The 25,285-nt window shown below is 71.7% G+C and carries 23 protein-coding genes and 1 pseudogene; 14 read left to right on the top strand and 10 right to left on the bottom strand.

Translation table 11 applies throughout. The annotated features are described in order from the left end of the window. Positions 1 to 126: 126 nt before the first annotated feature. Together ACFW1A_RS13870 and ACFW1A_RS13865 are read left to right on the top strand one after the other, a co-directional pair. Positions 127 to 894 carry a DUF4118 domain-containing protein gene (locus ACFW1A_RS13870; protein ID WP_380408525.1) on the top strand — a complete coding sequence of 256 codons (768 nt, stop codon included), beginning with the start codon at positions 127 to 129 and terminating at the stop codon, positions 892 to 894. Positions 895 to 1,243: 349 nt separating this feature from the next. Beyond that, entirely contained in the window at positions 1,244 to 2,470 is a 1,227-nt protein-coding gene (locus tag ACFW1A_RS13865) for an ABC transporter substrate-binding protein (RefSeq protein WP_380408523.1), read from the top strand. A 112-nt stretch (positions 2,471 to 2,582) separates the two neighbouring features. Here ACFW1A_RS13865 and ACFW1A_RS13860 read toward each other — a convergent pair whose 3' ends face one another. Further along, on the bottom strand, positions 2,583 to 3,248 hold the full coding sequence (locus tag ACFW1A_RS13860) for a response regulator (RefSeq protein WP_380408521.1): 666 nt from the start codon (positions 3,246 to 3,248) through the stop codon (positions 2,583 to 2,585). 22 nt (positions 3,249 to 3,270) lie between these two features. Then, positions 3,271 to 4,839, bottom strand: a complete 1,569-nt coding sequence (locus ACFW1A_RS13855; RefSeq protein WP_380408519.1) for a sensor histidine kinase — start codon at positions 4,837 to 4,839, stop codon at positions 3,271 to 3,273. Between the two features lie 211 nt (positions 4,840 to 5,050). On the opposite strand from ACFW1A_RS13855, the gene ACFW1A_RS13850 reads away from it, so the two are divergent. Both ACFW1A_RS13850 and ACFW1A_RS13845 read left to right on the top strand, forming a co-directional pair. Then, complete coding sequence (locus ACFW1A_RS13850; protein ID WP_380408517.1) at positions 5,051 to 5,761, top strand: ABC transporter ATP-binding protein; 711 nt, start codon at positions 5,051 to 5,053, stop codon at positions 5,759 to 5,761. Next, a complete protein-coding gene (locus tag ACFW1A_RS13845; RefSeq protein WP_380408515.1) occupies positions 5,758 to 8,064 on the top strand; it encodes an FtsX-like permease family protein in 2,307 nt (768 codons plus the stop codon). The genes ACFW1A_RS13850 and ACFW1A_RS13845 overlap by 4 nt, the downstream gene beginning before the upstream one ends. A gap of 70 nt (positions 8,065 to 8,134) precedes the next feature. Here the strand turns inward: ACFW1A_RS13845 and ACFW1A_RS13840 are convergent, their stop codons facing one another. Beyond that, the gene (locus ACFW1A_RS13840; RefSeq protein WP_380408513.1) at positions 8,135 to 8,542 is read right to left on the bottom strand and encodes a hypothetical protein; all 408 of its coding nucleotides are present in this window, start codon (positions 8,540 to 8,542) and stop codon (positions 8,135 to 8,137) included. 259 nt (positions 8,543 to 8,801) lie between these two features. Here ACFW1A_RS13840 and ACFW1A_RS13835 point away from each other — a divergent pair, with 259 nt between their 5' ends. The 7 genes from ACFW1A_RS13835 (at position 8,802) to ACFW1A_RS13805 (ending at position 13,544) form a co-directional block, all read left to right on the top strand. Further along, on the top strand, positions 8,802 to 9,545 hold the full coding sequence (locus tag ACFW1A_RS13835; protein ID WP_380408511.1) for a DUF6879 family protein: 744 nt from the start codon (positions 8,802 to 8,804) through the stop codon (positions 9,543 to 9,545). Next, positions 9,542 to 10,390, top strand: coding sequence for a helix-turn-helix domain-containing protein (locus ACFW1A_RS13830; RefSeq protein ID WP_380408509.1), 849 nt, complete (start codon positions 9,542 to 9,544; stop codon positions 10,388 to 10,390). Before ACFW1A_RS13835 ends, ACFW1A_RS13830 begins: the two co-directional genes overlap by 4 nt. Before the next feature lie 137 nt (positions 10,391 to 10,527). After that, complete coding sequence (locus ACFW1A_RS13825) at positions 10,528 to 11,061, top strand: ATP-binding protein (RefSeq protein WP_380408507.1); 534 nt, start codon at positions 10,528 to 10,530, stop codon at positions 11,059 to 11,061. Between the two features lie 135 nt (positions 11,062 to 11,196). Continuing rightward, a complete protein-coding gene (locus ACFW1A_RS13820; RefSeq protein ID WP_380408505.1) occupies positions 11,197 to 11,616 on the top strand; it encodes a hypothetical protein in 420 nt (139 codons plus the stop codon). A 13-nt stretch (positions 11,617 to 11,629) separates the two neighbouring features. Then, positions 11,630 to 12,277: a hypothetical protein gene (locus ACFW1A_RS13815; protein ID WP_380408533.1), complete on the top strand. Its 648-nt coding sequence runs from the start codon at positions 11,630 to 11,632 to the stop codon at positions 12,275 to 12,277. Next, on the top strand, positions 12,241 to 13,092 hold the full coding sequence (locus ACFW1A_RS13810) for a hypothetical protein (protein ID WP_380408503.1): 852 nt from the start codon (positions 12,241 to 12,243) through the stop codon (positions 13,090 to 13,092). The genes ACFW1A_RS13815 and ACFW1A_RS13810 overlap by 37 nt, the downstream gene beginning before the upstream one ends. A gap of 2 nt (positions 13,093 to 13,094) precedes the next feature. Beyond that, complete coding sequence (locus tag ACFW1A_RS13805) at positions 13,095 to 13,544, top strand: GNAT family N-acetyltransferase (RefSeq protein WP_380408531.1); 450 nt, start codon at positions 13,095 to 13,097, stop codon at positions 13,542 to 13,544. A gap of 99 nt (positions 13,545 to 13,643) precedes the next feature. Here the strand turns inward: ACFW1A_RS13805 and ACFW1A_RS13800 are convergent. Then, positions 13,644 to 13,922 (bottom strand): annotated as a pseudogene (locus tag ACFW1A_RS13800) (lantibiotic dehydratase); the annotation flags it as partial. Positions 13,923 to 14,333: 411 nt separating this feature from the next. On the opposite strand from ACFW1A_RS13800, the gene ACFW1A_RS13795 reads away from it, so the two are divergent. Next, positions 14,334 to 15,605: a tetratricopeptide repeat protein gene (locus ACFW1A_RS13795; RefSeq protein WP_380408501.1), complete on the top strand. Its 1,272-nt coding sequence runs from the start codon at positions 14,334 to 14,336 to the stop codon at positions 15,603 to 15,605. Between the two features lie 171 nt (positions 15,606 to 15,776). On the opposite strand, the gene ACFW1A_RS13790 is transcribed toward ACFW1A_RS13795, so the two are convergent. Continuing rightward, entirely contained in the window at positions 15,777 to 16,835 is a 1,059-nt protein-coding gene (locus tag ACFW1A_RS13790; RefSeq protein ID WP_380408499.1) for a hypothetical protein, read from the bottom strand. Between the two features lie 404 nt (positions 16,836 to 17,239). Between ACFW1A_RS13790 and ACFW1A_RS13785 the strand changes: the two genes are divergently transcribed. Further along, positions 17,240 to 18,508 carry an ATP-binding protein gene (locus ACFW1A_RS13785; RefSeq protein ID WP_380408497.1) on the top strand — a complete coding sequence of 423 codons (1,269 nt, stop codon included), beginning with the start codon at positions 17,240 to 17,242 and terminating at the stop codon, positions 18,506 to 18,508. Between the two features lie 106 nt (positions 18,509 to 18,614). Here ACFW1A_RS13785 and ACFW1A_RS13780 read toward each other — a convergent pair whose 3' ends face one another. From ACFW1A_RS13780 to ACFW1A_RS13760, 5 genes are all read right to left on the bottom strand, one after another. Next, positions 18,615 to 19,829, bottom strand: coding sequence for a PP2C family protein-serine/threonine phosphatase (locus ACFW1A_RS13780; protein ID WP_380408495.1), 1,215 nt, complete (start codon positions 19,827 to 19,829; stop codon positions 18,615 to 18,617). A 99-nt stretch (positions 19,830 to 19,928) separates the two neighbouring features. Further along, entirely contained in the window at positions 19,929 to 20,429 is a 501-nt protein-coding gene (locus ACFW1A_RS13775; protein ID WP_380408493.1) for an SRPBCC family protein, read from the bottom strand. A gap of 205 nt (positions 20,430 to 20,634) precedes the next feature. Further along, on the bottom strand, positions 20,635 to 20,919 hold the full coding sequence (locus tag ACFW1A_RS13770; RefSeq protein ID WP_380408491.1) for a hypothetical protein: 285 nt from the start codon (positions 20,917 to 20,919) through the stop codon (positions 20,635 to 20,637). Positions 20,920 to 21,063: 144 nt separating this feature from the next. Beyond that, positions 21,064 to 21,630 carry a PASTA domain-containing protein gene (locus ACFW1A_RS13765; RefSeq protein WP_380408489.1) on the bottom strand — a complete coding sequence of 189 codons (567 nt, stop codon included), beginning with the start codon at positions 21,628 to 21,630 and terminating at the stop codon, positions 21,064 to 21,066. A gap of 5 nt (positions 21,631 to 21,635) precedes the next feature. Further along, the gene (locus ACFW1A_RS13760; protein WP_380408487.1) at positions 21,636 to 22,226 is read right to left on the bottom strand and encodes a SigE family RNA polymerase sigma factor; all 591 of its coding nucleotides are present in this window, start codon (positions 22,224 to 22,226) and stop codon (positions 21,636 to 21,638) included. A gap of 395 nt (positions 22,227 to 22,621) precedes the next feature. On the opposite strand from ACFW1A_RS13760, the gene ACFW1A_RS13755 reads away from it, so the two are divergent. Continuing rightward, positions 22,622 to 25,264 (top strand): alpha-amylase family glycosyl hydrolase, encoded by a 2,643-nt coding sequence (locus ACFW1A_RS13755; protein WP_380408484.1) that lies wholly within the window; start codon positions 22,622 to 22,624, stop codon positions 25,262 to 25,264. Positions 25,265 to 25,285 lie beyond the last annotated feature (21 nt).

Here is a 25,285-nt window from a genome sequence, read left to right as displayed (position 1 = left end):
AATCCGCTCCCGAACCACCGCACTGCGCCGTGCGGCGCAACCAGGCGCAAGGAATGCGTCAACACCGGCCGGGATCCGGTTGCGCGGGGCGACCGGCCTGCTACACCGGAGGGCAGGAGGTGCGTGATGCGCCGTTCTGTCACCCGGGGCCCGCTCGCCCCGGTCGCCCTGTCCCTGTCGGTCGCACTGGCCGCCCCGGTGGCGCTCTGCGCCCTGCTGCTGCCGTGGCGCGGCCGGATCCCGCCGGTCGACGTGGCGCTGCTGCTGGTGGTCGTGGTGCTGGCCGTCGCCGCACTGGGCCACCGCACCGCGGGTGCCGTGGCCGCGGTCGGCGCGGCCCTCTGGTTCGACTTCTTCTTCACCCGTCCGTACCAGCAGCTGGCGATCGGCCGGCCCGGCGACCTGACCCTCGCCGCCGTGCTGCTGGCCGTCGGTCTGACGGTCTCCCAACTGGCGGCCCGAGCGCGCCGGTCGGCCGCGCTGGCGCACCGGGACGCCGGTCACCTGGACCGGATCCACCGCACCGCGGTGCTCTCCCGGGCGCCCGGGTCGGCGCTCGCCGTGGTCGACCACGTCCGGGACGAGCTGGTCGACCTGCTCGGGCTGACGGAGTGCCGGTTCGAGTACGGCTCGCTGCTCGGCCGACCGCCGCGGCTGGAGCGGGACGGCTCGATCCTGGTGGACGGTCGGCCCTGGGACGCCGACCGGTTGGGCTGGCCGGCCGGGGCGGTGGAGCTGCGACTCACCGGGAACGGCCGCTACCTGGGCCGCTACCTGCTGGAACCGGTCCCCGGCAGCCGCTCCTCGCAGCAGGCCCGACTGGTCGCGGTGACCCTCGCCGAGCAGGCGGGCGCCGCGCTGGACGCGATGCACCAGCCGGTCAGGGCCGCCTGACCCGGGCTCCGCCGGGGCTTCCCCCGAGGCCGGTTCGTGCACCTTCCGCACGGACCGGCCGTTCGCACACCCGTGCACTGCTTGCCCGCTGTTAGACCCCCGTCCGCCCAACGTTAAGACGCCGTATCTCCCTCCTTGTGCCATGCCCAGTTGGCTGTACTAGTTCGCAGCGCGACCCCCTGAGTTGGCTGTACTGGTTCGCCGCACCACGTACCGAGTTGGCTGTACCGGTTCGCACTGCCGCTCGCCGGGTCGGGGCTGCACCGGTCCGCCGCTCCCCTCATCGAGCGGGCGGTACCGGTTTTCAGCGTCTCTGCCTGGCACGGGCAGTTCGAGGAAGGCACACGGCATGACCAGCTGGACCCGTCCCGGCAGAGCGCTCGCCGCTCTCGCCATGCTGCCCGCCCTGTTCGCGGCCACCGGTTGCGGCGGCTCGGCGGGTGCCGCCGACGGCGAGTACACGGTGATGACCTGGGCCCCCTCCGGCGGCGCCTTCGACCGGTCCGGGGTGACCGCGCTGGCCGGCCTGATCGAGCGGGACGTGAACAGCAAGGGCGGGGTCGACGGCCACCACCTGAAGGTGATCACCTGCAACGAGCACAACACCGTGGACGGCGGCAACGCCTGCGTGCGCCAGGCGGTGCAGCAGAAGGTGATCGCGGTGATCGGCTCCTACAGCCTGAACAGCGACGCGCTGCTGCCCGGCCTGGAGACCGCCAAGATCCCCTACCTCGGCGGCTACGGCCTGACCAGCGCCGAGTTCACCAGCCCGATGTCCTACCCCGTGGCCGGCGGCACCCCGACCCTGGTGATCGGCAACGGCCGCCAGCTGATCGCGGCGGGCTGCCGCACCATCGCGCTGGTCCGCCCCGACAGCAACGCCGGCGACGCGCTGACCGGCTACCTCGGCGGCGCGATCAAGCCCGAGGGCGCGAAGATGGTGGACGTCCGGGTCAGTGAGACCTCGCCCGACTACGCCACCGCCGCGCGCAAGGCGCTCGGCGACGACCGCACCGGCAACTGCGTCAGCGACACCCTGGCACCGGAGCAGAGTGCCAAGTTCCTGGACGCCTACAAGCAGCTGAACCCCCGGCACACCCAGCTCGGCGCGGTGATCGGCAGCGTCCCGCAGTCCGTGCTCGGCCAACACGGCTCGGCCGACGGCGTGCTCAACAACGCCTACGTGACCGGCTGGTACCCGCCGGCCTCGGGGCACGCCTGGGACTCGCTGCGCTCCACCATCGGCGGCAACCAGGTCGACATCTCGGACCTCGCGGTGCAGACCACCTGGGTGGCGTACCAGGTCTTCCTCACGGCGGCCGACCGGCTGCACGAGGCCGGCACGCCGATGACCGGCCAGAGCCTGCGGGAGCTGCTGGAGAGCGGGGACACCCTGGACACCGGTGGCGTCACGCCCCGGCTGAGCTGGAGCGAGATGCTGCCGAGCGCGGAGTCGCCGCGGCTGGTCAACACGTGGGTGACGTACCAGCAGGTGAAGTCGGGGCAGCTGACGGAGCAGCAGAGCGGTTACCTGGACATGCGGTGGGCGTTCACGGGCGGCAAGCCGCCGCAGTGACGCGGGGCCGGGGGCGGGGGCGCGCCCGGAGCCGGGCGCGCCGGGACTCACGCGGGCCTGGGCGCGGTCGGCCCGGGCCCTCACTCGGGCCTGGGTGCGCCGAGCCGGGCCCTCACTCGGGCCTGGGCGCGCCCGGGGCGATCAGGCCGGTCTCGTAGGCCAGCACCACCGCCTGCACCCGGTCGCGCAGGTCCAGCTTGGACAGGATCCGGGCCACGTGGGTCTTCACCGTGGTCGGGCTCAGCCCCAGCCTCCCGGCGATCTCCGCGTTGGTCAGCCCCGTGGCCAGCTGCTGCAGCACCTCCAGCTCACGCGGCGTCAGCTCGGCCAGGCCCCGGTGGCGCAGCGCCTTGGACTCGTCCCGCTGGGCGAACCGTTCGATCAGCCGCCGGGTGATGCTCGGGGCCAGCAGCGCGTCGCCGGAGCGGACCAGGTGCACCGAGGCGACCAGGTGCTCCGGCGTGACGTCCTTGAGCAGGAAGCCGCTGGCCCCGGCGGTGAGCGCGGCGTAGACGTACTGGTCCAGGTCGTAGGTGGTCAGGATCAGCACCTTGGTCCGGTCGCTGCCGCCGCCCAGGATCTGCCGGGTGGCCTCCAGGCCGTCGGTGCCGGGCATCCGGATGTCCATCAGCACCACGTCCGGCACCAGGCGGCGCACGGCCGTCACCGCCTCGGCGCCGTTCACCGCCTCGCCCACCACCTCGATGTCGTCCGCCTCCAGGATCAGTCGGAAGCCGGTCCGCACCAGGGCCTGGTCGTCCGCGATCAGCACGCGCATCCTGTTCCTCCCCCGTCCCGCCTCAGGCCGCGTCGAGTCGCAGCCGGGCGTTGATCAAGTATCCGCCCGTGACCGTCGGCCCCGCCTCCAGGGTGCCGTGGTAGACGGCGAGCCGTTCACGCAGGCCGATCAGCCCGCGACCGCCGCCCGCCGTCTCGGAGTTGGGCTCGCCGCCGGTGTCGCGCACGGTGAGCTCCAGCCACCCGTCCCGGTGGCCGATGGTGACCCGGGCCCGGGCGCCGATCGCGTGCTTCAGCGTGTTGGTGAGCGCCTCCTGGACCACCCGGTAGGCGGCCAGGTCGATGCCGGGCAGCAACGGCTCGGTCGGGAGGTCCAGTTCGACCTCCACCGGGAGCCCCGCGGCCCTGACCCGGTCGACTAGGTCGGCCAACTGGGCCAGGCCCGGCTGCGGTTCCAACTCGTCGCCGCTGCCGTCGGCCGCCCGACCGGTCCCGGCCGCTGCCAACAGGCCCATCACGTGGCGAAGTTCCGCCATTGCGGCCCGGCCGCCGGCCTCCACCGCGAGCAGCGCCTGCGCCGCCTTCTCGGGCCTGCTGGCCATCACCTTGCGAGCTGCACCCGCCTGGATCACCATCACGCTGACGTTGTGGGTGACCACGTCGTGCAGCTCGGCCGCGATCCGCGAGCGCTCCTCGGCCACCGCCCGCGCCATCGCCTCCTGCTGCTCCTCCTGCAGCTGCTCCAACCGGAGTTGACTGTCCGTCAGGCGCTCCTGCCAGAACCGGATCACGCTGGCGATCAGGACGGCCACCAGGACCAGCAGGTAGGGCCCGCCGACCTCGGGGACGGCCCGGCCCGCCCCGCCGACGTTGAAGCAGACCAGGCCGAGGGCGAGGGCGAAGCTGCCCATGGTCGGCAGCCGCAGCCGCCCGTACAGCACCGCGCTGCCGGCCGCCACGGCGAAGGCGGTGACGGTGAGCCAGGACTGGTAGTCCCGCACGCCGAGCAGCGCGAGGAAGACCACCCAGAAGACGGCGAGCGGGTAGCGGCGGCGGGCGGCGAGCGGGAGCGTGCTGAGGATCAGCAGGGCGACCACGCGGAAGTCGAAGGGGATGTCGACCTGGTGGGACAGGCCGGGCCCGTACGGGCCGTACGGATTGCCGAGACCGTACGGGTCGGCGGGACCGGACGGGTCGGCGCCCGGGTCGGCCGGGTCCACGGGGTTAGCGGCGGGGTCAGCCGGATCAGCGGGGTCAGCGGGGTTGGTCCCCTCGGGGACGTCCGGGACGCCCTGGTCCGGGGCACTCTGGTCCGGGACCGCCGCGCCCGAGGTCACCACGGGAGCGGGCTGGGCGGGCCCCGCCGGGTCTGCGGCGCTGGGCCCCACGGGTGCGGCGGTCCGCACCGGCTGGAACGGCGGCGCCGTCATCGGCACGGCCGGAGGCGGCGGTGGCCCGGGCACCGTCTCCACCACGTGCATGTGGTACCCCCGCACCACCACCAGCACGGCGAGCACGACGGCGAACGTCACCTCGAAGGCCAGCGCCCGCCCACGCGGCCAGGCGGGCCGGTCCTCCCGCAACGCGACCCCCAGATGGGCACGCCACTGCTCGAACGGGGCTTTCAGCATGGGCTCATTCTCGGCCACGGCCGCCGAACCCGGCATCGGCCGCCGGGAGCAGCGCCTCCTCCTCGCGGAGTACTCCGGGCACCACCGGGCGCCCGCCCTCCTCCGTCCGGCCGACCACCGCTGCTCGCCCGGGCCGACGCGGACCGCGGCACCGCGCTCCTACCTTCGCTCTCGTCGTCCCCGGATTCCCGCCCAACAGGATGGACCTGCGATGTCCCCCGTGATCGAACTGGCCGCCGTGGCCAGGCAGTACGACCTCGACGGCACGCCCGTGCTCGGGCCGCTGACCCTGACCGTGGCACCGGGCACCGCGCTCGCCGTCACCGGCCCGTCCGGCAGCGGCAAGTCCACCCTGCTCAACCTGATCGCCGGCCTGGACCGGCCCAGTTCGGGCAGCATCACGGTGGCCGGAGAGCGGCTGGACCGGCTCGGCGAGGCCGCCCTGGCCCGCTACCGGCGTGACCGGATCGGCATGGTCTTCCAGTTCTTCCACCTGCTGGACGACCTGACGGTGCAGGACAACGTGCTGCTGCCCGCCCAGTTGACGGGCCGGCCGGCCGCCGCGGCGCGGGCCCGGGCGGCCGAACTGCTGGAGCTGCTGGGCATCGCACGGCACCGCCACGCCTACCCGGGCCGCCTCTCCGGCGGCGAGCGCCAACGGGTCGCCGTGGCGCGGGCGTTGATCAACCGCCCGGCCCTGCTCCTGGCCGACGAGCCGACCGGCGCACTGGACTCCGCCGCGGGGGCGGACGTTCGCGACCTGCTGGTCGACCTGCACCGCGCCGGACAGACGGTGGTCCTGGTCACCCACGACGCCGGCCTGGCCGACGCCTGCGCCGACCGCCGGATCCACCTGGTGGACGGACAGGTCGCCACGGACTCCGGCGACCCCGCCACCTCCGCTGCGGCGGTGACCCGATGAGCCGCCTCGGCAGGGTGGTCCGCTCCGGTGCGGGCCGCCGGCGCCTCCAAGGCCTCGTGATCGCGCTGGTCACACTGGCCGCGGTGACCAGCGCGGTGGTGGCGGGCGCCCTGCTGGTGGCCTCCCACGGACCGTTCGACCAGGCCTTCGCCGCCCGCCACGGGGCGCACCTGACGGCCCGGGTGGACGCCGCCACCGCGACCACCGCTCTCACCGTCCCCGGGGTGGCCGCGGTGGCCGGCCCGTTCCCGGACACCCGGATCACCCTGGAGCCGGCGCCCGGCCTGCCCGGTCCGCAGCTCGCGGTGGTCGGACGAGCGGGCGCCGGCGGCCCGGTCGACCAGCTGTCGCTGCTCACCGGCCGGTGGCCCGCCGCACCGGGCGAGGTGGCCCTCTCCGCCGACTTCAGCGGCCCGGTGTTCGCCGTCGGCAGCACCCTGACCAGCACCGCCGGCGCCCGGCTGACCGTCGTCGGCGTCGCCTCCTCGGTCACCCACAGCGCCGACGCCTGGGTGCTGCCGGCCGCGATCGACGCGCTGCGGCCCGCGGGATCCCCGCCCACCGACCAACTGCTGTACCGGACCGCGGGATCCACCTCCCCCACCGCGCTCCGCGACGAGCTGGCCGCCGCGCTGCCGGCCGGCGCGCTGCTCGGCACCCAGTCCGCCCTGGACGTCCGGATCGCGGCCAACCAGAACTCCGCACCGATCGTGCCCTTCCTGCTCGCCTTCGGCAGCCTGGGCCTGGGCCTGGCCGTCCTGGTGGTGGCGAGCGTGGTGAGCGGTGCGGTGGCCGCCAACACGCGGCGGATCGGCATCCTCAAGTCGCTCGGCTTCACCCCCGCCCAGGTGGTCCGCGGCTACCTCGTCCAGGCGCTGCTGCCGGCCGCCGTCGGTACCGCACTCGGACTGGCCTGCGGCGACCTGGCCGCGCTGCCGTTCCTCCAGGAGGCCGGACAGGTCTACGGCACCGGCGGGGTCGGCCTGCCGTGGTGGATCGACCCGGCGGTGGCCGCCCTGGTGCTCGCCGTCGTGGCGCTCGCCGCCCTGGCTCCCGCCCTGCGCGCCGGCCGGCTGAGCACCGTCGCCGCCCTCACCGCCGGCCGGGCGCCGCGCACCGGACGCGGCCTGTGGGCGCACCGCCTAGCCGCCCGGCTGCCGCTGCCGCGCGCCGTCGGCTACGGACTGGCCGGTCCGTTCACCCGGCCGCTGCGCACCCTGACGGTCCTGTCCGCAGCGCTCCTCGGGACGGTCACCGCCACCTTCGCCGTGGGTCTCACCGCCTCGGCCACCGCGATCGGCTCCGCCCGGGACGTCGGCCCCGGGTACGCGGTGACCGTCGACCCGTACCACCTCTCCCCGCAGGCCGGCCCCGACACCTTCCCCACCCCGCTCACCCCCACCGAGCGCGCCCACCTCGAAGCCACCGTCCGCGCCCTGCCCGGCACCAGCACCTGGTACGGCGTCGTCCGCCAGGACCTCACCGTCACCGGACTGGCCGCCCCCGCGAACACCGTCCTCTACTTCGGCGACTCCCTGGCCACCGGCTACCCCATGCTGGCCGGCCACTGGCTCGACGGCCCCGACCAAGTGGTGGTGCCGGAACACTTCCTGACCGCCACCGGCCACCACCTCGGTGACACCCTGTCACTCGCCTCCGCGGACACCACGGCCACGGCCCGCATCGTCGGCGAGTCCTTCAACCCCGGCAACGGCGGCATGGACCTGGCCGCGAGCGTCCCGGCCCTGACCTCCACCACCCCGGCCGACCAGTACTTCATCGCCGTCCGCCCCGGCGTCCCCGTCGACTCCTACATCACCGACCTGCGCGCCGCCGTCGACCTCCCCGTGGCCAACACCCAGGAGCGCGGCGGACACCTGGTCACCATGGTCAAGTCGATGGCCACCCTGCTCACCCTGCTGCTCGTCTGCGTGGCCGCCCTCGGCGTCCTCAACACCCTCCTGCTGGACACCCGCGAGCGCGTCCACGACCTGGGGGTCTGCAAGGCGGTCGGCATGACCCCGCGTCAACTCCTCTCCCTGGTGCTCACCTCCACCCTCCTCCCCGCCCTCCTCGCCACCGCCCTCGCCCTCCCCCTAGGCATCGCCCTCCACCACCTCGTCCTCACCCTCACGGCCCACGCCCTCGACAGCACCCTCCCCGCCGCCATCACCGCCGTCTACCACCCCCTCCCCCTCACCCTCCTCGCCCTCACCGCCCCCACCCTCACCCTCCTCGGCACCCTCCCCCCAGCCACCTGGGCCGCCCGCCTGAGGACAGCGACGGCCTTGCGGACGGAGTAGCGGCCGGCCGCATCGGCTCGCAGCTGGCCCCCTGCCGCTGTCCGCCGGCGCGCACTGGCGCCAGGGCGGTCTACAGCTCCGGAAACGGCGCGACGTGGTCCATCACCTGCAACACCTTCGCTGCCGCTGTGGCCTCCTCCGGCCGTACGGAGGAGGCCACACCCTCGATGACCGCCCGACCTGCAAGGACGGCCGCCCTCGCAGCTGATTCCCAGCCGGGCTGTCGCCGGTAGGCCGTGCTGTGCTCGCCGCCCCCGGCCGCCGCAGCAGCGGAGTGCCACTGGTCGGCCTCGCAGATGCTTCCCAGCAGTTCCAGAACCTCGGCCTTGCAGGCCACGTACGGAGCCCCGGCCAACTCGACAAGAAACGGAACCGTCGGAGCCGTCGCCTCGCCAAACGCCACCGCCGACCCCCTCGACCAGCGCGACCAGGCTGCTCGCGCCCACACCACCAGCACCACCGCGAAGCCCACGCTCACCACACTCGCCGTGCCGACTGGCCCCAAGGCTGCCAACGACCCCGCCCGCCGACGCTGACGCCGACAGAAGCACCTGCTGCCCCGTTCCTCCCCGGCAGAACACGCCCCTGGAGGCCCCTGGCACACGCCGGGGCACGTGGTCGCCGCCGTGACGCCTGCGGTCGGCTCATCATCCGCACGGCGTTTGGCGAGAACCGGACTACCTGACGCATCGTCGGGGGAAGAAACTCGAAGAAATCCCTTCCCGGAGGAGAACGCCATGCGGCTACGGTTCGTCGGTAGCACCAGTGGCGGCGGCGGATGCCCGTCGGTCTACGAGACCGACCGGGGTACCGTTGTTGTCCAAGGATGGAAGATCAACCCGGATGACCAGGCGTACGGAGACGTGCGGGACCTGGCCGACAACGAGGACATTCTCGAAGTGCCCCGAGAGCTTCTGGAACGGTTTTCCCCAAGGCGCGCAACCGACGCCTCCGAGCTCGTCAGCGGCGCAGCGTTCGACGCGCTCTTCGCCAACTTCGAGCACACGGCCCGTCGGCTGGAGACCCGTACGCACTACGACATCGAGAACGAGCGCGAGTCCTTCACGCAGTTCCTCGACGGCGAAGAGGTCGATCTCGCCTGGTTCTCCCGGTGGCTCGACACCATGCTCGAGCAGACTGCGGCCGGCAAGATCGTGGCCCGTGTCCGCATTGTGCCGCCGGACCTGACGGACTACCTGCGATACGAGCTCTACCTTGCGGAGAGCAACACCGCCGCGGGTGAGGACATCCGATACCTGGACCGGGAGACCGCCAACCGGTTCGTGCTGCCCGACCGGGACTTCTGGCTGTTCGACTCGCACACCCTCGCGGTCCTGCACTTCACCGACGAAGGCCATCTGCTCGGCGCGGAGATCATCACCGACCCTGCCATCGTCGTCGAGCACGCCCGCTGGCTTGACGCCGCATTCCACCACGCCCAGCCCTACAGGGAGTTCGTCAAGGAGCACCCGCCGCGTTGAGCACCGCACGAAAGGGCGTCCACGAAGCCCGAGAAGAACTGGGCGGACGCCTTCGTGCCATCCGTGCGGCCGCCGAAATCGACGGTCGCACGCTGGCACGGCAGCTGGGCTGGCCCCCGAGCAAGGTCTCCAAGATCCAGCTCGGCCGGCAGGCCCCGACGGCCGGCGACATCACCGCTTGGACAGCTGCGTGTGGCGTCCCCGAGTCAGCGGCCGAACTACTGCTTCTCTTGCGCGACCTGGACAGCCGGTACGCGGAGTGGCGTCGGCAGCTACGGGAAGGCCACGCAGCAGTCCAGCGGTCGTGGGCAGAGACGGAAGCAGCCGCCAACACGATCCGCGCGTTCGAACCGTGCTGGATTCCCGGCCTCTTGCAGACGACCGACTACGCCGCCGCCCGCTTCCGCGAACACGCCCGCTTGAACGGCAGCCCACCGGACACGGACGCCGCCGTCGCCGCGCGCCTGGCCCGCCAAGAAGTGCTGTACTCACCGGGCCGCAAGCGGTGGCACATCCTGTTGACCGAAGCAGCGCTGCTCTACGGGCTCGCGCCGGTCGCGGTGATGCGCGCTCAGATCGACCGGCTGGTCTCCGCGAGCACCCTGCCGGCGGTGCGACTGGGCATCGTCCCACTGAAGGCGCGGCTCCCCGTCTCGCCCGTACACGGCTTCTGGATCTTCGACGACCAACAGGTGATCGTCGAGGTCGTCAGCGCCGAACTCCGGCTCGGGCTGCCCGAGGAGGTCGCCCAGTACCGGAAGGTCTTCGACCTGCTTGCACAGAGCGCGCTGTACGACGCCGAGGCCCGACATCTGCTCACCTCGGCTGCCGAGAGCTGGATCTGAGAAATAGTTAGAAATTTCATCGCTGATTCCTCGCCCCTGCGTCACCTTGGTTACCCGGACGATGTCATCGACCACAGAAAGTGGCGATGGAGCATCGAAAGTCAGCTATCGGACTGCCGCTCCCGGAGGACCAGCGCATGCCAGCCGACCGCATGACCGAGAACCTCACCGCTATCGGATCCGAAGCCGGCTGGGTCGTGAACGCGGACCCGGCAGCTGTCAGCACGGCACGTCGGCGTGCACTGGCCGCGGTTGAATCCTGGGGTACCAACGTGCCCACTCATGTCGCCGACACGATCCGAGGAGTCGTCAGCGAGCTCGTCACCAATGCGGTCATCCATGCCGGGAAAGCCGGTCCGATCACCCTCGTTGTGTGGCGCACCCCGCGCGGAAACCTGGCGGTGGTGGTCCGTGACGGTTCGCCCGAGCCCCCGGTTCTCGGCGATGCGTACGACAACGGCCAGCACGGGCACGGGCTCGCGCTGGTGGCTGTCGAAACCATCGCCTGGGGGTCGAGGCCGGAGGCGGGCGGGAAAGCGGTCTTCGCAACCATCGCTCTGCCCGGGGCCACCACTCACCGGACAGCCGGCATGCCGGCCGAGAGGACCCGGAATTCCCGGCCGACGCGCACCGAGCCGCATGACTCCGCGCTGAGCCCTGCCTGCCCCTGAGTCTCCGCGCGAACACGCTGCCGCGTGCGCGCGGAAGAGCTGGTCGCGAAAGGGCTCCGCGGGCGGCCGGCACCACACCAGCACGACCCGTCGGCATTCGGCCGGGCGGTAGCCATCAACCAGCAGGAGGAGCACATGAGCACCACCACGGACACCAGCGTGCAGTTGGAGGAGCTGGGCAAGTTCTTCACCATCACCGCGCGCCGGTTCGACGCCGGCCAGTCCGCGCCGGAGATGTTCAGCACGGCGATCGACGCCGCGTGGCACGAACTCACCGAGGACCCGCAGGCGCACAGCGCGTTCACGGCCAAGCACGCGGGCCGGGAACTGGCCCACGCCGAGACGTCCGGGCGTGGCTTCATCGGCTGGGTGGCGGCCTACGAGGAGGCGTACGGCCCGCTGCCGGAGATCTGGTTCACCGACGCCGACGGCAACCTCGACACCGCCACCCTCGCCACCTACCGGGAGACCGGCCGTGTTGTCGCGGAGTGGAACTGCTCGCCGGCGCCGAGCGACGGCGACGACAACACGCCGCCGGCCGGCACCAACCGGTGATCCCTTGATCGCCGTGCACGCCGACGGAGCGTCCCGGCCCAGCGCCGGGGCGCTCCGCCTCGTCGAGGCCAGATCGGTGAACCCGGTGCGCGTGGACGTGGCGGGCTACCTCGCCGCCATGTTCGAACACTGCCCGTTTCTCGAAGCGTCCAGTGCGCGGGGCATGACCGGCTGGACCGTGTACGAGATCGTCCCAGGAGCTCACCGAGACGCCGTTGAAGCCGAGCTGTTCCATGCCGGTGTGCAGGCGGCCGAATGGGTGAGGCCGCTGATGAGCCGGCGGCACGGCGCCCTCGCCTGCGAGAACATCGCCATCATCGGCGACGCTCCGGACACCGACCACCGGGAACTGATGGCCTGGCCGCACTGGGCGCTCAAGCACCTCTACGGGCCGGTGGGTGTGATGTTCGGCAAGTTCACCGAGGGCACTCAAGAGTTCGACAAGTTCGGCCGGAGCATCCCACCCGCCCCGATCTCGTTCCTCCCGGTACGGGCTTCCGTCCGGCCACTTGACCCGCAGTTCTTGAAGGACACCCCCGACCTCGCGCGCACACTGGCCGTGGCCGACGACGACGGCCACGACGTGTTCGACCACATCCCCCGTGATTGGAAGGCGGTACGGGCATGGGCGGCTTCGCTCCCTGTCCCCCAGAAGCAGTAGCAGCGGCGGCGATCATCTGTGGTCCGGTCTCGCTGACGAAGATCACCGACCGACGCGGTTCCGCGGTTTGGAAGGCTGTCGGCCCGCACTGCGGGGTCGCGATCAAGCTCGGGCACGGCGCCGACAGCGAAGGGGCCGAGATCACCGCGCGGGAAGCTGCAACGCTCGATGCCCTGCCCGACTACACCGTCGTCGCCGGCCGCTCCGGTGCCGACGTCTGGTACGTCACGCCGTGGCTGGACGGCCCGTCCACCTGGGATCTGTTCCAGCCGGTACGAGACGGCTCCGATGTCCGCACCGCCCCTCTCGCTGGGGCAGTGTCGCTGTGCCGGGCGGTCGCCGACTTCCACTCCGCCGGTTGGATTCACGGCGACCTGCAACCGGCCCACAGTATCCACACCGCCACCGGCGTCAGGTTGATCGACTTCGCGTGGTCGTGGCGCACAGGAACCAATCCATGGCGGGAGTTCAACGGCGGCATCACGCACCTCGTGGCCCCGGAACTCGCCGAGTGGATCACCACCGGCCCGCAGCCAGTGAAGCCAGCGCCCGCGGCGGACGTGTACGCGCTCGCCGGAGTGCTCTGGACGTGCACCACCGGTCAGTGGCCGCTGGACTACGACGCCGCTGGCATCACCGTGAAGGACACCAGCCCTGCTGACCTGCGGAAAGCCATCACCGCCGGCATCCCGCTGACCGCGGCGCGACCGTGGCCACAGGTGCAGACCGTCCTTGCCGACGTTCTGACTGCCCCCGCCTCCGACCGGCCGACGGCAGGCGAACTCGCCGAGAGCCTCATGGAGGTAGCCCCTTGAACGTGCGCCCGGCGTCCCCGGACGACGCCGAGGAACTGGCTCGCATGCACGCCGAACTGGTGGGAGTGGACCCCACCGGACCGTGGCGCGATCGGCTCGCCGACCACCTGCGCCAACATCTGGGCGGCAACCGGATCGCCGCCTTCGTGGTCGACGATCAGGCTGGAAGTCTCGCGGCCTGCGCCATCGGCGTCGTCCATCGAGGACTGCCGGGCCCCGACCACATCGGCGTCTTCGGGCAGATTCAGACCGTTGTCACTGAGCAGCCATTCCGCCGACGCGGCTACGGCCGAGCCGTCACCGAGGCACTCGTGCACTGGCTGAGCGAGCAGGGCTGCACGCTGCTGTCCCTCACGGCCAGCGACACGGGCAAGCCGCTGTACGCGTCGCTCGGCTTCACTCCAAACCCCCGCGCGATGCGCCTGCTCGGGAAGCCCTACCACCGGGCATGACTCGTTGGCGAGGAGTAGTGGGGTCGCTGGTTCCAGCGGGCGGTCCTCCTGCCCACCGAGCACCTGGAGGTCGAACTCGCCCGCCCCTCGGAGCTCGGGGCACGACTCCAGGGCATCGATGATGCTGCCCAGCCACTCGGTGTCCACCCGGGCCACGGGCCGGTGCTTGCCGCCCCATTGCACCCGCGCCGGACCCAGCGAGACGTGGGCGACGCCGGCGAACAGGCCGAAGGGGGTGGGGCGGCCGGTGAACCGCAGCAGGTAACGGGTGGTGGAGATGGCCGCCCGGCAGACCTGCTTGTCCGGGAGTGCGTGGCCGGCCAGGAGGGCGTCGATCCGGTCCGCCAGGCCGTCGGTGGCCTCCCGGACCGCCTCCGCGAAGCCGGGCCGCGATCAGACCTCGGCCAGCCAAGTCCGGCACTCGGCTGTGTCGGTCGGGTCCGGCCACCCGGTGGGCACGGCGGTCAATGGTGTGGCGGCGGCGTGCAGGAGGGCGCCGTGCCGGAGTGCTTGTAGGGGGTGTGCATCCTTTCCTTCGCCGATCAGGTCATCAGGTTCGTTCCGGGGACGAGGGGTCGTCACGACGGCCCCTCGGAGGAGGAATTGGCCGGGGCCGGGATGCGCGAGCGTCCCAACCCCGGGTGAGTGCCGGTCAGACCGCGCTGGTGCAGGAGGACGAGCAGGTGGACTGGCAACCCGGATGTAGGCCAGCAGCGCAGGGGAGGATGCCGTGTCAGGGGTTCCGTGACGGTCGCGGGCCTGATCAGGGCTGCCCGTAAGCAGAAAGGCATGTCACAGAGCCTCGTCGGCCGTGAACTCGGCGAGGCGGAAGGGAAAGGCGGCACCGGGCCCGGACGCGATCAGGTCTCCCGCTGGGAACGCGGCGGCCGGGTACCCAAGTACTGGATGCCGTACCTGATCGACGTCTTGGAGCTCGATCCAGCAGATACGCTCAATGGTCCGCCAACGGGCGAGGAGGAGCGCGGAACTGGCGATACGGTGGATTCCGTCGTCGAGCTGAGCCGGAGGGACGTGGTGGATCGCCGGGGATTCGTGGCCGCCTCCAGCGCATACGCGCTGGGAGCCCTGAGCCTGCCCGACCCGGACGCGATCCTGAGGCGGGTGCGGGTCAAGTCCGGCGGCAAGGTGAAGGTCGGCCGAGGCGAGGTTGCCGCCATCCGCCAGATGACCCGCTCGCTCGGCGACGCCGCAGCCGAACTCGGCGGCGGACACGCCCGCCACCTCGCCGTCCGCTACCTCCACGACGACGTCGCCCCCTGGCTGGACGGCAACTGGACCGAGGAAACGGGCCGCGAGCTCTTCGCCGCCACCGCCCAACTCGTACACCTGGCCGGATGGATGGCTCAGGACGAGGGCAACCAGGACGCGGCGCAGCAGTACTACGCGCACTCCTTCCGCCTGGCCTCCGAGGCCGGCGACGCGGAACTCGCCGCCACCGCCCTTCGCGGCCTCGCCGTCCAAGCGACAGAACTCGGTTACCGGGCCACCGCCGTGCGGCTGTCAGAAGCCTGCGTGGACCAGGCCCGCGCCCTCGACGACCCGAAGGCGCTGGCCTACTACCAGTCCACGCTGGCCGACGCCGCCGCCCTCGACGGCGACCGGCGCACCGCGATCCACCAGCTCGACACCTCCCAGACCAACATCGAGCGGGCACCACTGGAAGCCGGCGAGTCCTGGGCCTCACACTTCAGCATCGGCCGCTGGGCCCACAGCGCCGGCATGATCCTCGCCCGCCTCGGCGAGTACGACGCCGCCTGCGCCCATCTCCGCCACGCGATCGAGATCCACGGCCTCGACCGCCGCCGCACCCGCGCAACAGCTCTCGCCGACCTCGGGACCGTACGACTGCGCCAGGACGACCTGGACGGGGCACTCGAAGCCTGGACCGAGTTCCTGGACCTCGCAGACGGCGTCCGCTCCATCAAAATCCAGGAAGCCGTGCACGACATGCGAGCTCGGCTCTACCGGCTCCGCGGCGTCCCCGAAGTCGGAGAACTCGACGACCGCGCAGCGGCACTCGAAGGCCTTCCGACCGCGTAGACCATTCGCAAATCCGGCGGAGGCGAGGAGAGAAGCCTCCGCCTGTGCTCCAGCGCGGCTGGAAGCCGGACCTATCCAAGCGGCAGGACAGCCTGGAGTCCGGCCACAGACAGCGGAGCGGGTGAGGCGCCGCTGGATCGACCGAAGGGCGATGCCTGTACGACAAGCCTGCTAGTCGTGTCTGTCCGGCGGCGGATCATTCGGCGAGAGCTTCTCGCGGCAATCCATGGATGAGTTGGCGAGAACACAACCGCAGAATCGTGTCCGCGCATCATCTTTGACGGCCTCGCTGCTCTTGGGCAGAGTCACGATCCCTACCTTGGCGCTCGGCACGACGAAGGATCGTCCGCACGCGACAAAGGCAACAGACCCTGCGTCCCTGCCCAGATAGAGCAGGCGCGGATCGCTCAGCTCCTGCGGCATGTCGGAGCTCTTGTCCAGCCACTCCGGACGGACGGGGACGGTCGCGATGTCGATCACCGGCAGTTGGGCGAAAGAAATCGATTCGATCGGACGGTTACTGCTGCGAACACTCTGGACGCGCCGGTGAAGCCCATCCTGTTCCTGCCACAGGAAAATCCCGAGAAAGGCCAGAACCACCAAGGACGCACCGATGATTGCCTTGGGAGTCTGCACCGAACCTGCGGCGACCAGGATAATGATCAGCGGCACCATGAGGCCAATGTTCAACACATAGAATCGGTGTGTGACAATCCCGTAGACCAGCTCGCTGAGCAACCCGACCACCAGCATGGTCCCTACCACCAGCAGCATTACCCAGGCGCGTTTCCTGAATTCACGCCACTTCGCGTCAGTGATCCCGAGCCAACCTCGAAAACCCGCAATGCCGACGAGGATGGTCATCGCGAGGAAAATTCCGACCAGCGCGATCGACGCCGTCCTTCCGAGGACGGCCGCGCGATCGAACCCGACCTGTTCCGGGTGGACCCCCAGTCCTTCGAAATAGCTCACGTATCCCACATTGAGGATGACGAACAAGATCCCCACGAAGGAGGCGGAGACCGCGGCCAACGCCTGCAACGTGGGCAGCCCCTCCGGGCGTCGCCTTGCGGCAGAAATCCGCTTGTTCGCACCACGGGTCGTTCCACCACCGCGCCCGGGTCGCAGCAGCGCTCGCAGTTGCGCCCGATTGGCCGCAGATCCGAGCGCACGGCGCCCGGGGCGCGGCACCGCTCGCAACTGCGCAGGATTGACCGCGGATCCGAGCATCTTCCGGAACAGCTGCCGGAGTCGAGGCCAACCGCCAGGTGCCCCTGCTCTCATGCCAACCTCCGCCGCCCGGCCAAGCTTATGTTCCGACCAGTGGATCGTATTCGAATCGATCCGCGAATCCCGATGCTCGCCCGCCGGTTACCCCGATCGGAGGAACCGATCCGACCGTCTGACTCCCTGGCCTCATTCACCCGTGGAACTCGCAGCATGATCGCGCTGAATGGTGCTGCTGGGGCGTGACCGATGGCCCGCATCGCGCCGCTGCTGCCGTCCTGGCCGGAACGGTCGCCGGGCCCGTCGTCCTCGCCGACCGACCGACCGAGCGGGCGGGCGGGCGGGCGGGTGCTCCGGGACCGGCCGATGATGGTCATGCGGGGGCGCGCGACGTTCGAGAGTGGCGTATGGCTGTGTGGCACGTGCGGGACTTCACGTCGGACGACCTCGAGGCGGTGGTCCGGCTCGACGCCGAGAGTGCCACGACGGACAGTCCGGCCGTCTTCCGCCTCTCCGATGTCGTCGCCGCACTGCAGGCGCGGAATCCGAGTGTGGTCGCGGTGGCCGACGGGCTTCTCGTCGGTGCGGCGGTGGGCCGCGTCGACGGGGACCGGGCGTGGGTGCTGCGCATCGCGCTGCATCCCGCCTGGCGCAATCTGGGCCTGGGCACCGCGCTGCTGACCGCGTTGGAGCGCCGCCTGCGGGACTCCGGCGCGCGGATCGTCGCAGCGCTGCTGCCCGACGAGGAGACCGGTGCCACCGCGCTGGTCAACTCCGGGTTCCGCCCCCGCCGGGGCCTCACGTACTTCGAGAAGTCGGAGGGTGTCGGCGCCCAGGGCGCGGCGGTCCTGGCCGTGCTGGGCGCGGTCCTGCCCGAAGCGCGCCTCTGGGAGCAGCTCACGGGCATGACCGACGAGAAGCGGCTCATCGAGAGGTGCCTGGTGCTGCCGTTGGCCAATCCCGAGCTGGCGGACGCCCACGGCGTGGAACCGCCCCGTGCGGTCGTGCTGTTCGGCCCCCCGGGCACCGGCAAGAGCACGTTCGCCAAGGCCGTGGCGGGTCGGCTCGGCTGGCCGTTCGTCGAGCTCCTGCCCGCCCGGCTCGCCTCGGAGGACGGGCTGGCCGCCGGGCTCAGCCGCCGGTTCGAGGAGGTGGCCCAGCTCGACAACGTGCTGCTCTTCATCGACGAGGTCGAGGAGGTCGCCGGCACGCGCAGCCTCGCCGCCCCGGCATCGGTCGGCGTGGCCAACGAACTCCTCAAGGCGATCGTGCGGTTCCGCGACCGCGACGGACGGCTCCTCGTCTGCGCCACCAACTCGGTGGCCGCCCTGGACCCGGCGTTCCTGCGCCACGGCCGGTTCGATTACGTCCTGCCGGTCGGACCGCCCGACCGCGGGGCGCGCGAAGCGCTGTGGGCCGGCTACACGGCGAAGACGGGGACCGCCGCCGACACGGCCGCGCTCGCCGGGGCGAGCGAGGGGTTCACGCCCGCCGACATCAGGCAGGTCGCGATGGCGGTCGCCCAGGGCGCGTTCGAGCGCACCCTCGACACCGGGGCACGGACCGAACCCAGCACCCGGGACTACCTGGACGCCATCCGCCGCACCCGACCGACCGTGTCCGCGGAGATGGCCCAGGAGTTCGCCGAGCAGGCGGTCCGCTACGGACGTGTCTGAGGCGCGGCGGTGGTCGCCCTGCCTCTTCGGGTCCTGTCGGTGCTACGCCGGCCCATCGGGTGATACGCCGGCCCGTCGGCGCGGCTCGCCGTGTCGATGGGCCCCCTCAGCGCCACTCGATCAGGAACAGGGTGGCGTCGTCGCTCGTCCGCCCGCCCCGTCGCTCCTTCAGGACGTGGGAGAGGGTGCGCACCATCGCCCGCACCCCGACGTCCGGGCGTTCCACTCGGTTGACCCAGTCGATGAGCTGCTCCTCCCCGAACTGCTCCCCACCCGCCTCGCGTTCCTCGACCAGGCCGTCGGTGAAGCACAGCACCCGGTCACCGCGTCGCAGTGTCCGCTCGCTGATCACCGGCTGCTCCCCGCCGAACCCCACCGGCAGGGTGGTCACGCTCTCCAGGCGCTCGACGACGACGTGCCCGCGGATCAGCAGCGGCGCGGGATGGCCCGCGTTGACCCACTGGAGCCGGCCGGTGGCGGTGTCGAGGCGCATCATCTGCGCGGTGACGAAGTGGTCGGGACCGAACTGCTCGGCGATGGCCCGGTCCATGAACGCGTAGGTCTCGGCCAGTCCGATGCCGGCGCGGCGGGCGTGCCGGTACGCGCCGATGGCGACGGTCGCCATGGTGGCGGCGTCCAGGCCGTGGCCCATCGCGTCGATCGTGGCCACGTGCAGCACGTCGTCGTTGAGCGCGTAGTCGAAGCTGTCGCCGGCCACCTGGTAGGCGGGTTCGAGGATGCCGGCCACGGCCACCCGGGGAGCCGACATCGACAGCGGCGGCAGCAGGGACCACTGGATCTCGGCGGCCACGCTCATCGGTTGCAGGCGCCGGGCCCGGAAGACCAGGTCGGTGCAGCCGCTCCTGGTGGTCAGCAGATCCGCGACCAGGGCGGCGAGCCGGCCCAGCAGCAGGCGGTCGCCGTCGTCGACCTCGTCCAGCGTCAGGGCCAGCACTCCGGCCTCGTCACCACCGCCCAGCAGCGGCAGGTACACCCGCACCCCGTCCGCCCGCGCCAGCTCCACGGGCTCGCCCCGCAGGAAGGCCTCGCCCGCGGGGGTGCCGCTGATCGGCACCGGCTGCCCGCCGGCCAGCCCGCGGCCCGGCAGGTGCACCAGCGCCAGCTGACCGTAGTCCTGCAGGAGCAGCGCCGGGTCACGGCCCCCGATCCCGGCCACGGCCTCGGCGATCAGCGGGGGGATCAGCGGCGGCGCGAGCTCCCGGGACCGGTCGAGCAGCGTGCCCAGCAGACGTTCGCCGAACCCAGGGGTCCGGTCGGGCCCCGCCGCCGACCGCCCTGCACCCCTGCCGTCCACCGTCACCGACCTCCGCGCCGCACTGGACTGCGTCCGGCCGGCTCCGGCCCCGGCCCTGGTGCGGCAGTCGCGGCCGGTCCTTCCATTACGCCCGACAGCGGGCCGTCACGCCCCCTGGTCGCCCGGCGGCTGGGCCTGCCCGCCCGGGCTGCCGCCGCCCAGCCGCCGGGCCAGCACCCGGCCGCGCTCGGCCTGCACCGCTCCGGCCTTCCCGGCCGCGAACCGGAGCAGGCCGAACGGCGCGTGCAGTCGCAGGCGGTCCGCCACCACGGAGCCGCCGTCGCCCCGGGCGGTGACGGCGAACCGGTAGTCCATCCGTACGCCACCGGGGCTGACCACCTCGCCGCTGACCGTCGCCTCGTCCGGCAGCCGGGCGTCCTCGGTCCGCAGGGTGACCCGGATGACGTTGTCGTGCTGGACCAGCCCCAGGAAGCGGAAGCGCTCGACGGCCACGTAGTGCGTGACCCCGTCCTCGGTCCGCACGTCGCGCACGTCCACGAGCAGCGGGGAGAGCCCGATGTAGTTCTCGGGAGCCGCCAAGTGGGCCAGCACCGCGGCAGGCGTCGCCGCGACGTCGTAGCTGTGGCTCAGTTCAGTGCTCGGCACGTCCAACCCCCCGGTCCCGTCCGGCCGCTGTCGTGGGCCGGAAACGATCGGTGGATCATCGCACCATCCCGCCGGCTCCGCCAGGCTCGCGCAGACGGGGCCCCGACCTCGGGCGGACCGCCGGAGTCGGACCACGACGAAGGCTCGTGAGCGTCGAGCAGGGTGGAGAAGCCCTCGGGCTCCGGCACCGGGGTGCCCCCACGACTCAGCGTGCGACGGGCCGTCCGCCCTCCTCGTCGAAGACCTCGTCGAAGACATGACGGGCCCGGTCCAGCTCAGCCGCCGAGATCGAACCATGCCGACGCTCGTAGTCGGCCAGGTACTCGTCCAGGATCCGGCCACGCAGGTCCCGTTCGACGGTTGCGGTGGTGGACGTCGAGAACTCGCGCTCGCCCACCCGTTGGCAGATCGCCTCGGCCGTGCCTTCGGGCAGCGGAAGCCCGCCCCTGACGGCCGGACCCTCGCCAATGCTGTGGGCTTTCTCTGTCATGGGGTCAGCTTCTCAAAGGAGGAGACCCAGGGGCGACTACCCCGACCGGCGAGCTCGGCACCGGCCGGCGGCTCCACGCCGTAACGTCCGCCGAACCCCTTCCCCTCCAACAATGGGCCGCCAGGGCACGGGCAAGCGGAACGCTCAACCGTGCACGTAGAACACCCCGACGATCCCGCCGGGGAAGGCCTGGGAGCCGGCGGCGGGGATGGTGCCCACGACGGTCCCGGCGGGGATGACACCGTCCGGGCCGGCGAACTGCGCAGCGGCGGGGAACTGCTGCTCCAGGCCCTTCTGGTCGGAGTAGGTCAAGTGGGCGTCCAGGCCGGCGGCCGTGAGCAGGGCCTGCGCCTGCTGCAGGGTCAGGCCGGCAAGGTCGGGGACGGGGACGGCCTTCCGGGTCGGGCCGGAGGTCCCGTCGTCGGTGTGAGCGGGTGACGAGGGGGTGGAAACGGCCGCGGCCGACACGGTGGGCTGCGGCGAAGCGGTCAGCACCACCGCCAGTGTCACCCCCGCGGCGGCGACGGCGGCCACGCCGGTGAGCGCGAGCCCGCCGCGCCTGCGGCGGGTCCGGCGCACGATGCCGTCCGAGTCGAAAGCGGGCGCGGGAGTGGCGCGGGAGAACTCGTCCATGGCCTGGATCAGTGCCTTTCCGAAGTCGTCGTCGGTGGCGGGCCCGTCGGGCCCGGTGCGGTGCTGGGGGGAGGTCACGGTGGTCACACGCCTTCGAGGTCGAGGAGGACGGTGGGCGTTCCGGCCCGGGCGTCCTGCGGCGGGCCGGGGGAACGGTGCGCGTCGCGCAGCTTGACCAGGGCGCGGGCCAGTTGGGAGCGCACGGTGCTGGGCGAGACGTTCAGCAGGTCGGCAATCTGCTGGTCGTCCATGTCGTGCAGGTAGCGCAGGACCACGGCGGTCCGCATGCCGATCGGCAGCGCGTGCAGGGCCTGGACGAGCTCCTCACGCAGGTCGACCAGCGCATACGCGTCCCCGTCGGCGGCCCGGTCGACGAGCTCGGCGGGTTCGCCGGCCCGCCGCTGCCGGCGCCAGCCGTCGTTCGCGAGGTTCACCACCATCCGCCGCAGATAGGCCTCGGGCGAGTCGGCGGTGCAGATCCGCTTCCACTGCCGGCACGCCTTCTCCAGCGCCTCCTGGACCAGGTCTTCGGCGGTCTCGCGACTGCCGGTCAGCAGGTAGGCGGTGCGGAACAGCGCCGCCGACCGCTGCTGGACGAACTCGCCGAAGTCGATCCGCCCGGCGGAACCCCTGTCCCGCAGGCGGCCGGTGATCGGCGAACTGCCTAATCCCATGTCCCCCTCCTCAGAACCGACTGCCTGCATGACGGTCGCGCGGCGCCGTCTGCTGCACCGCCGCGGACAGTGTGAGGCAGGTCACGTTCCCACGGCCCACCGTCGCCCGTCCGGCTGCTCCAGACCGCTCCCGACCCCGTGATGACCGGGCAGCGAACATGAGCAGGTTTGCAGCAAATTTCAGAAACCGTTCGCAAGAGCCTTGACGCACCGTCGCCCAGGCGTCATCGTCATCGCCCGACGGACCGTGCCACCCGGGCGGGCGCGGTGCGTCGGGCGAGGTCAGCGTGCCCCGCCCTCCCCCACCCCCACCCCACCCGAGCCCGAGGTGTCGGCGGCCCGGCGTGCGCGGCCGGTGCGCCGGCGCCTCGCCCTGCCCAGGAGGACACCCTCCCATGATCACCAACGGCACGAGCCCCACCTCGGCCGGACGCCGACCGGCACCACCCCCGCGGCACGGCAACCCCAGCACCCCCACCACCCACATATCCCGCACCACCCGCGGCACCGGATTCCGCCGCGCCGCCACGCTCCTCACCGCCGTCGCCCTGCTCGGCGGCAGCGGAGTCGGCCTCTCCGCACCCGCCCTCGGCGCGAGCCCCACCGCGGTCAGCCTGCCGGGGACCATCGACTCCGCCGTCGGCTGCTCCGGCGACTGGCAACCCGCCTGCGCGCAGGCGCAGCTGACCCTGCAGGCCGACGGCCGGTGGAAGACCTCGCTGAACCTCCCGGCCGGCAGCTACGCGTACAAGGCGGCCGTCAACAACAGCTGGACCGAGAACTACGGCGTCGGCGGCGCACCGGGCGGGGCCAACATCACCCTCACCGTCCCGGCCGGCGGCAAACTGGTCACCTTCGTCTACGACCCGGACACCCACGTCGTCACGGACAACTCCGCAATACCCGTGGTCACCGCCGTCGGCGACTACCAGAACGCCCTCGGCTGCGGGGGCACCTGGGCGCCCACCTGCGCGGCCACCACGATGACGGACCCCGCCGGCACCGGCGTCTACACCTACACCACCACCGCCGTCCCGGCGGGGAGTTGGAACACGAAGGTGACCCTCGGGCAGTCCTGGGCCACCAACTACGGTGCCGGCGGCGCCGCCAACGGCGGCAACATCGCCTTCACCGTGCCCGCCAACGGCGCCACCACGACCTTCTCCTACAACGCCACCACCCACCTGACCACCGTGGTGAGCGGCACCGGTCCCACCGCCCCGCTCAACACGCTGGGCGCGCTCCACACGCCGACCGCGACCACCTTCCGCCTCTGGTCGCCGGACAGTTCCGCCGTCACCGTCACCGTCGGGGGCACCAGCTACCCGATGGCGCCGACCACGCTGAGCGGGTACACCAACGTGTACCAGGCCACCGTGAGCGGGAACCTGCTGGACCAGGGCTACCAGTTCGCCGTCAACGGCGTGGCCGTGCCGGACCCGTACGCCCAGATGGTCACCCCCGGAACCACCCGGGGCGTCGTGGTGGACACCGCCGCCGTGGCACCGTCGGCGGGCAGTTGGGCGCCGCGGCCGGCCCTGGTCAACCGCACCGACGCGGTGGTGTACGAGCTCAGCGTGCACGACTTCACCGTCGACCCCAGCTCGGGCGTCGACCCGGCCAAGCGCGGCAAGTTCCTCGGTCTGGTGCAGACCGGGACCACCGACGGCGGTGTCAGCACCGGCATCGACCACCTCAAGCAGCTCGGTGTCACCGCCGTGCAGCTGATGCCGTCGTTCGACTTCGGCACCCCGGTGCCCAACTGGGGCTACGACCCGGTGAACTACAACGTTCCCGAGGAGCAGTACTCGCAGTTCACGGCGCCGGAGGACCGGATCCGCGAGTTCAAGGACATGGTCAACGCGTTCCACCAGAACGGCATCCGCGTGATCATGGACGTGGTCTACAACCACACCTACAGCAAGAGCGTGTTCGGCAACATCACCGGCAAGTACTACACACCCACCGACCTGTCCGGCACCGGCGATTCGATCGACGACGGCAATCCGATGGTCAGTCGGATGATCCAGGACTCGCTGGAACACTGGGTCCGCGACTACGACGTGGACGGGTTCCGGTTCGACCTGGTCGGCGTCCACTCCTACGCCAACGTCTCTGCCTGGGCGGACTACCTGCAGACCAGCTACCCGGACCGCGACCTGATGATGTACGGCGAGCCGTGGAACGGCGGGGCGAGCGACCCCAACGAGGCGCAGAAGGTCCGCTACGGCAACGTCCCGGCCCTGGCCCCGGTCCACTTCGGAGTCTTCAACGGCGTGTACCGCGACGCGATCCGCGGCGGCACCAACGACAACGTCATGGCGTTCATGGGCGGTTCGGGCAATCCGTCGGCCATCGCCTTCGGCCTGGCCGGGTCACCGACCGACGCCGACAGCACGGCGACGCTGTCCGACCTCTGGACCCCGGCGTTCGCCGACCGGCCCGAGCAGACCATGAACTACGTGTCGATCCACGACAACCTCGACCTCTACGACAAGATCACCTACTCCGGCGCCACGGGCGGCGCGACCGGCACCGCCGGTCGGATCGACCGGCTCGCGGTCGGCACCGTGCTCGCCTCGCAGGGCATCCCGATCATCGCCGAGGGAGACGAGTTCCTCCGCTCGAAGGTGGTGAACGGCGACTACGCCACCGCGATGAACTCCTACAACGCCGGCGACGCCGTCAACGCCGTCCACTGGGGCGACAAGGCCGCCAACGCGAACGTCTTCGGCTACTACCGGGACGCCATCGCCCTGCGGAAGGCGACCGCCGCACTCCGGTTGACCACCTGGTCCGCCGTCAAGAACCAGATGACGACGCAGCTGAACGGCTCGGTGGTGACCGCCATGATCAGCTCCAACCCGGCCGCCCCGACCTCCTACGACACCGTGGTGGTCGCCAATCCGACCGGCAGCGCCTACAACGCGACGCTGCCGAGCGGGACCTGGACCAAGGTGCTGAACTCCGGCGGCGCGACCGCCGGGACCGACACCTCCTGCGACCCGCAGGCGGTGACCGTCTTCACCAGGAACTGACCCGGCCGGCGGACCACTTCT

Origin of the sequence: Kitasatospora sp. NPDC058965 (assembly GCF_042741245.1) — a bacterium.
In the GTDB taxonomy this organism is placed as follows: domain Bacteria; phylum Actinomycetota; class Actinomycetes; order Streptomycetales; family Streptomycetaceae; genus Kitasatospora.
This window is presented reverse-complemented; position numbering and strand designations above follow the sequence as displayed.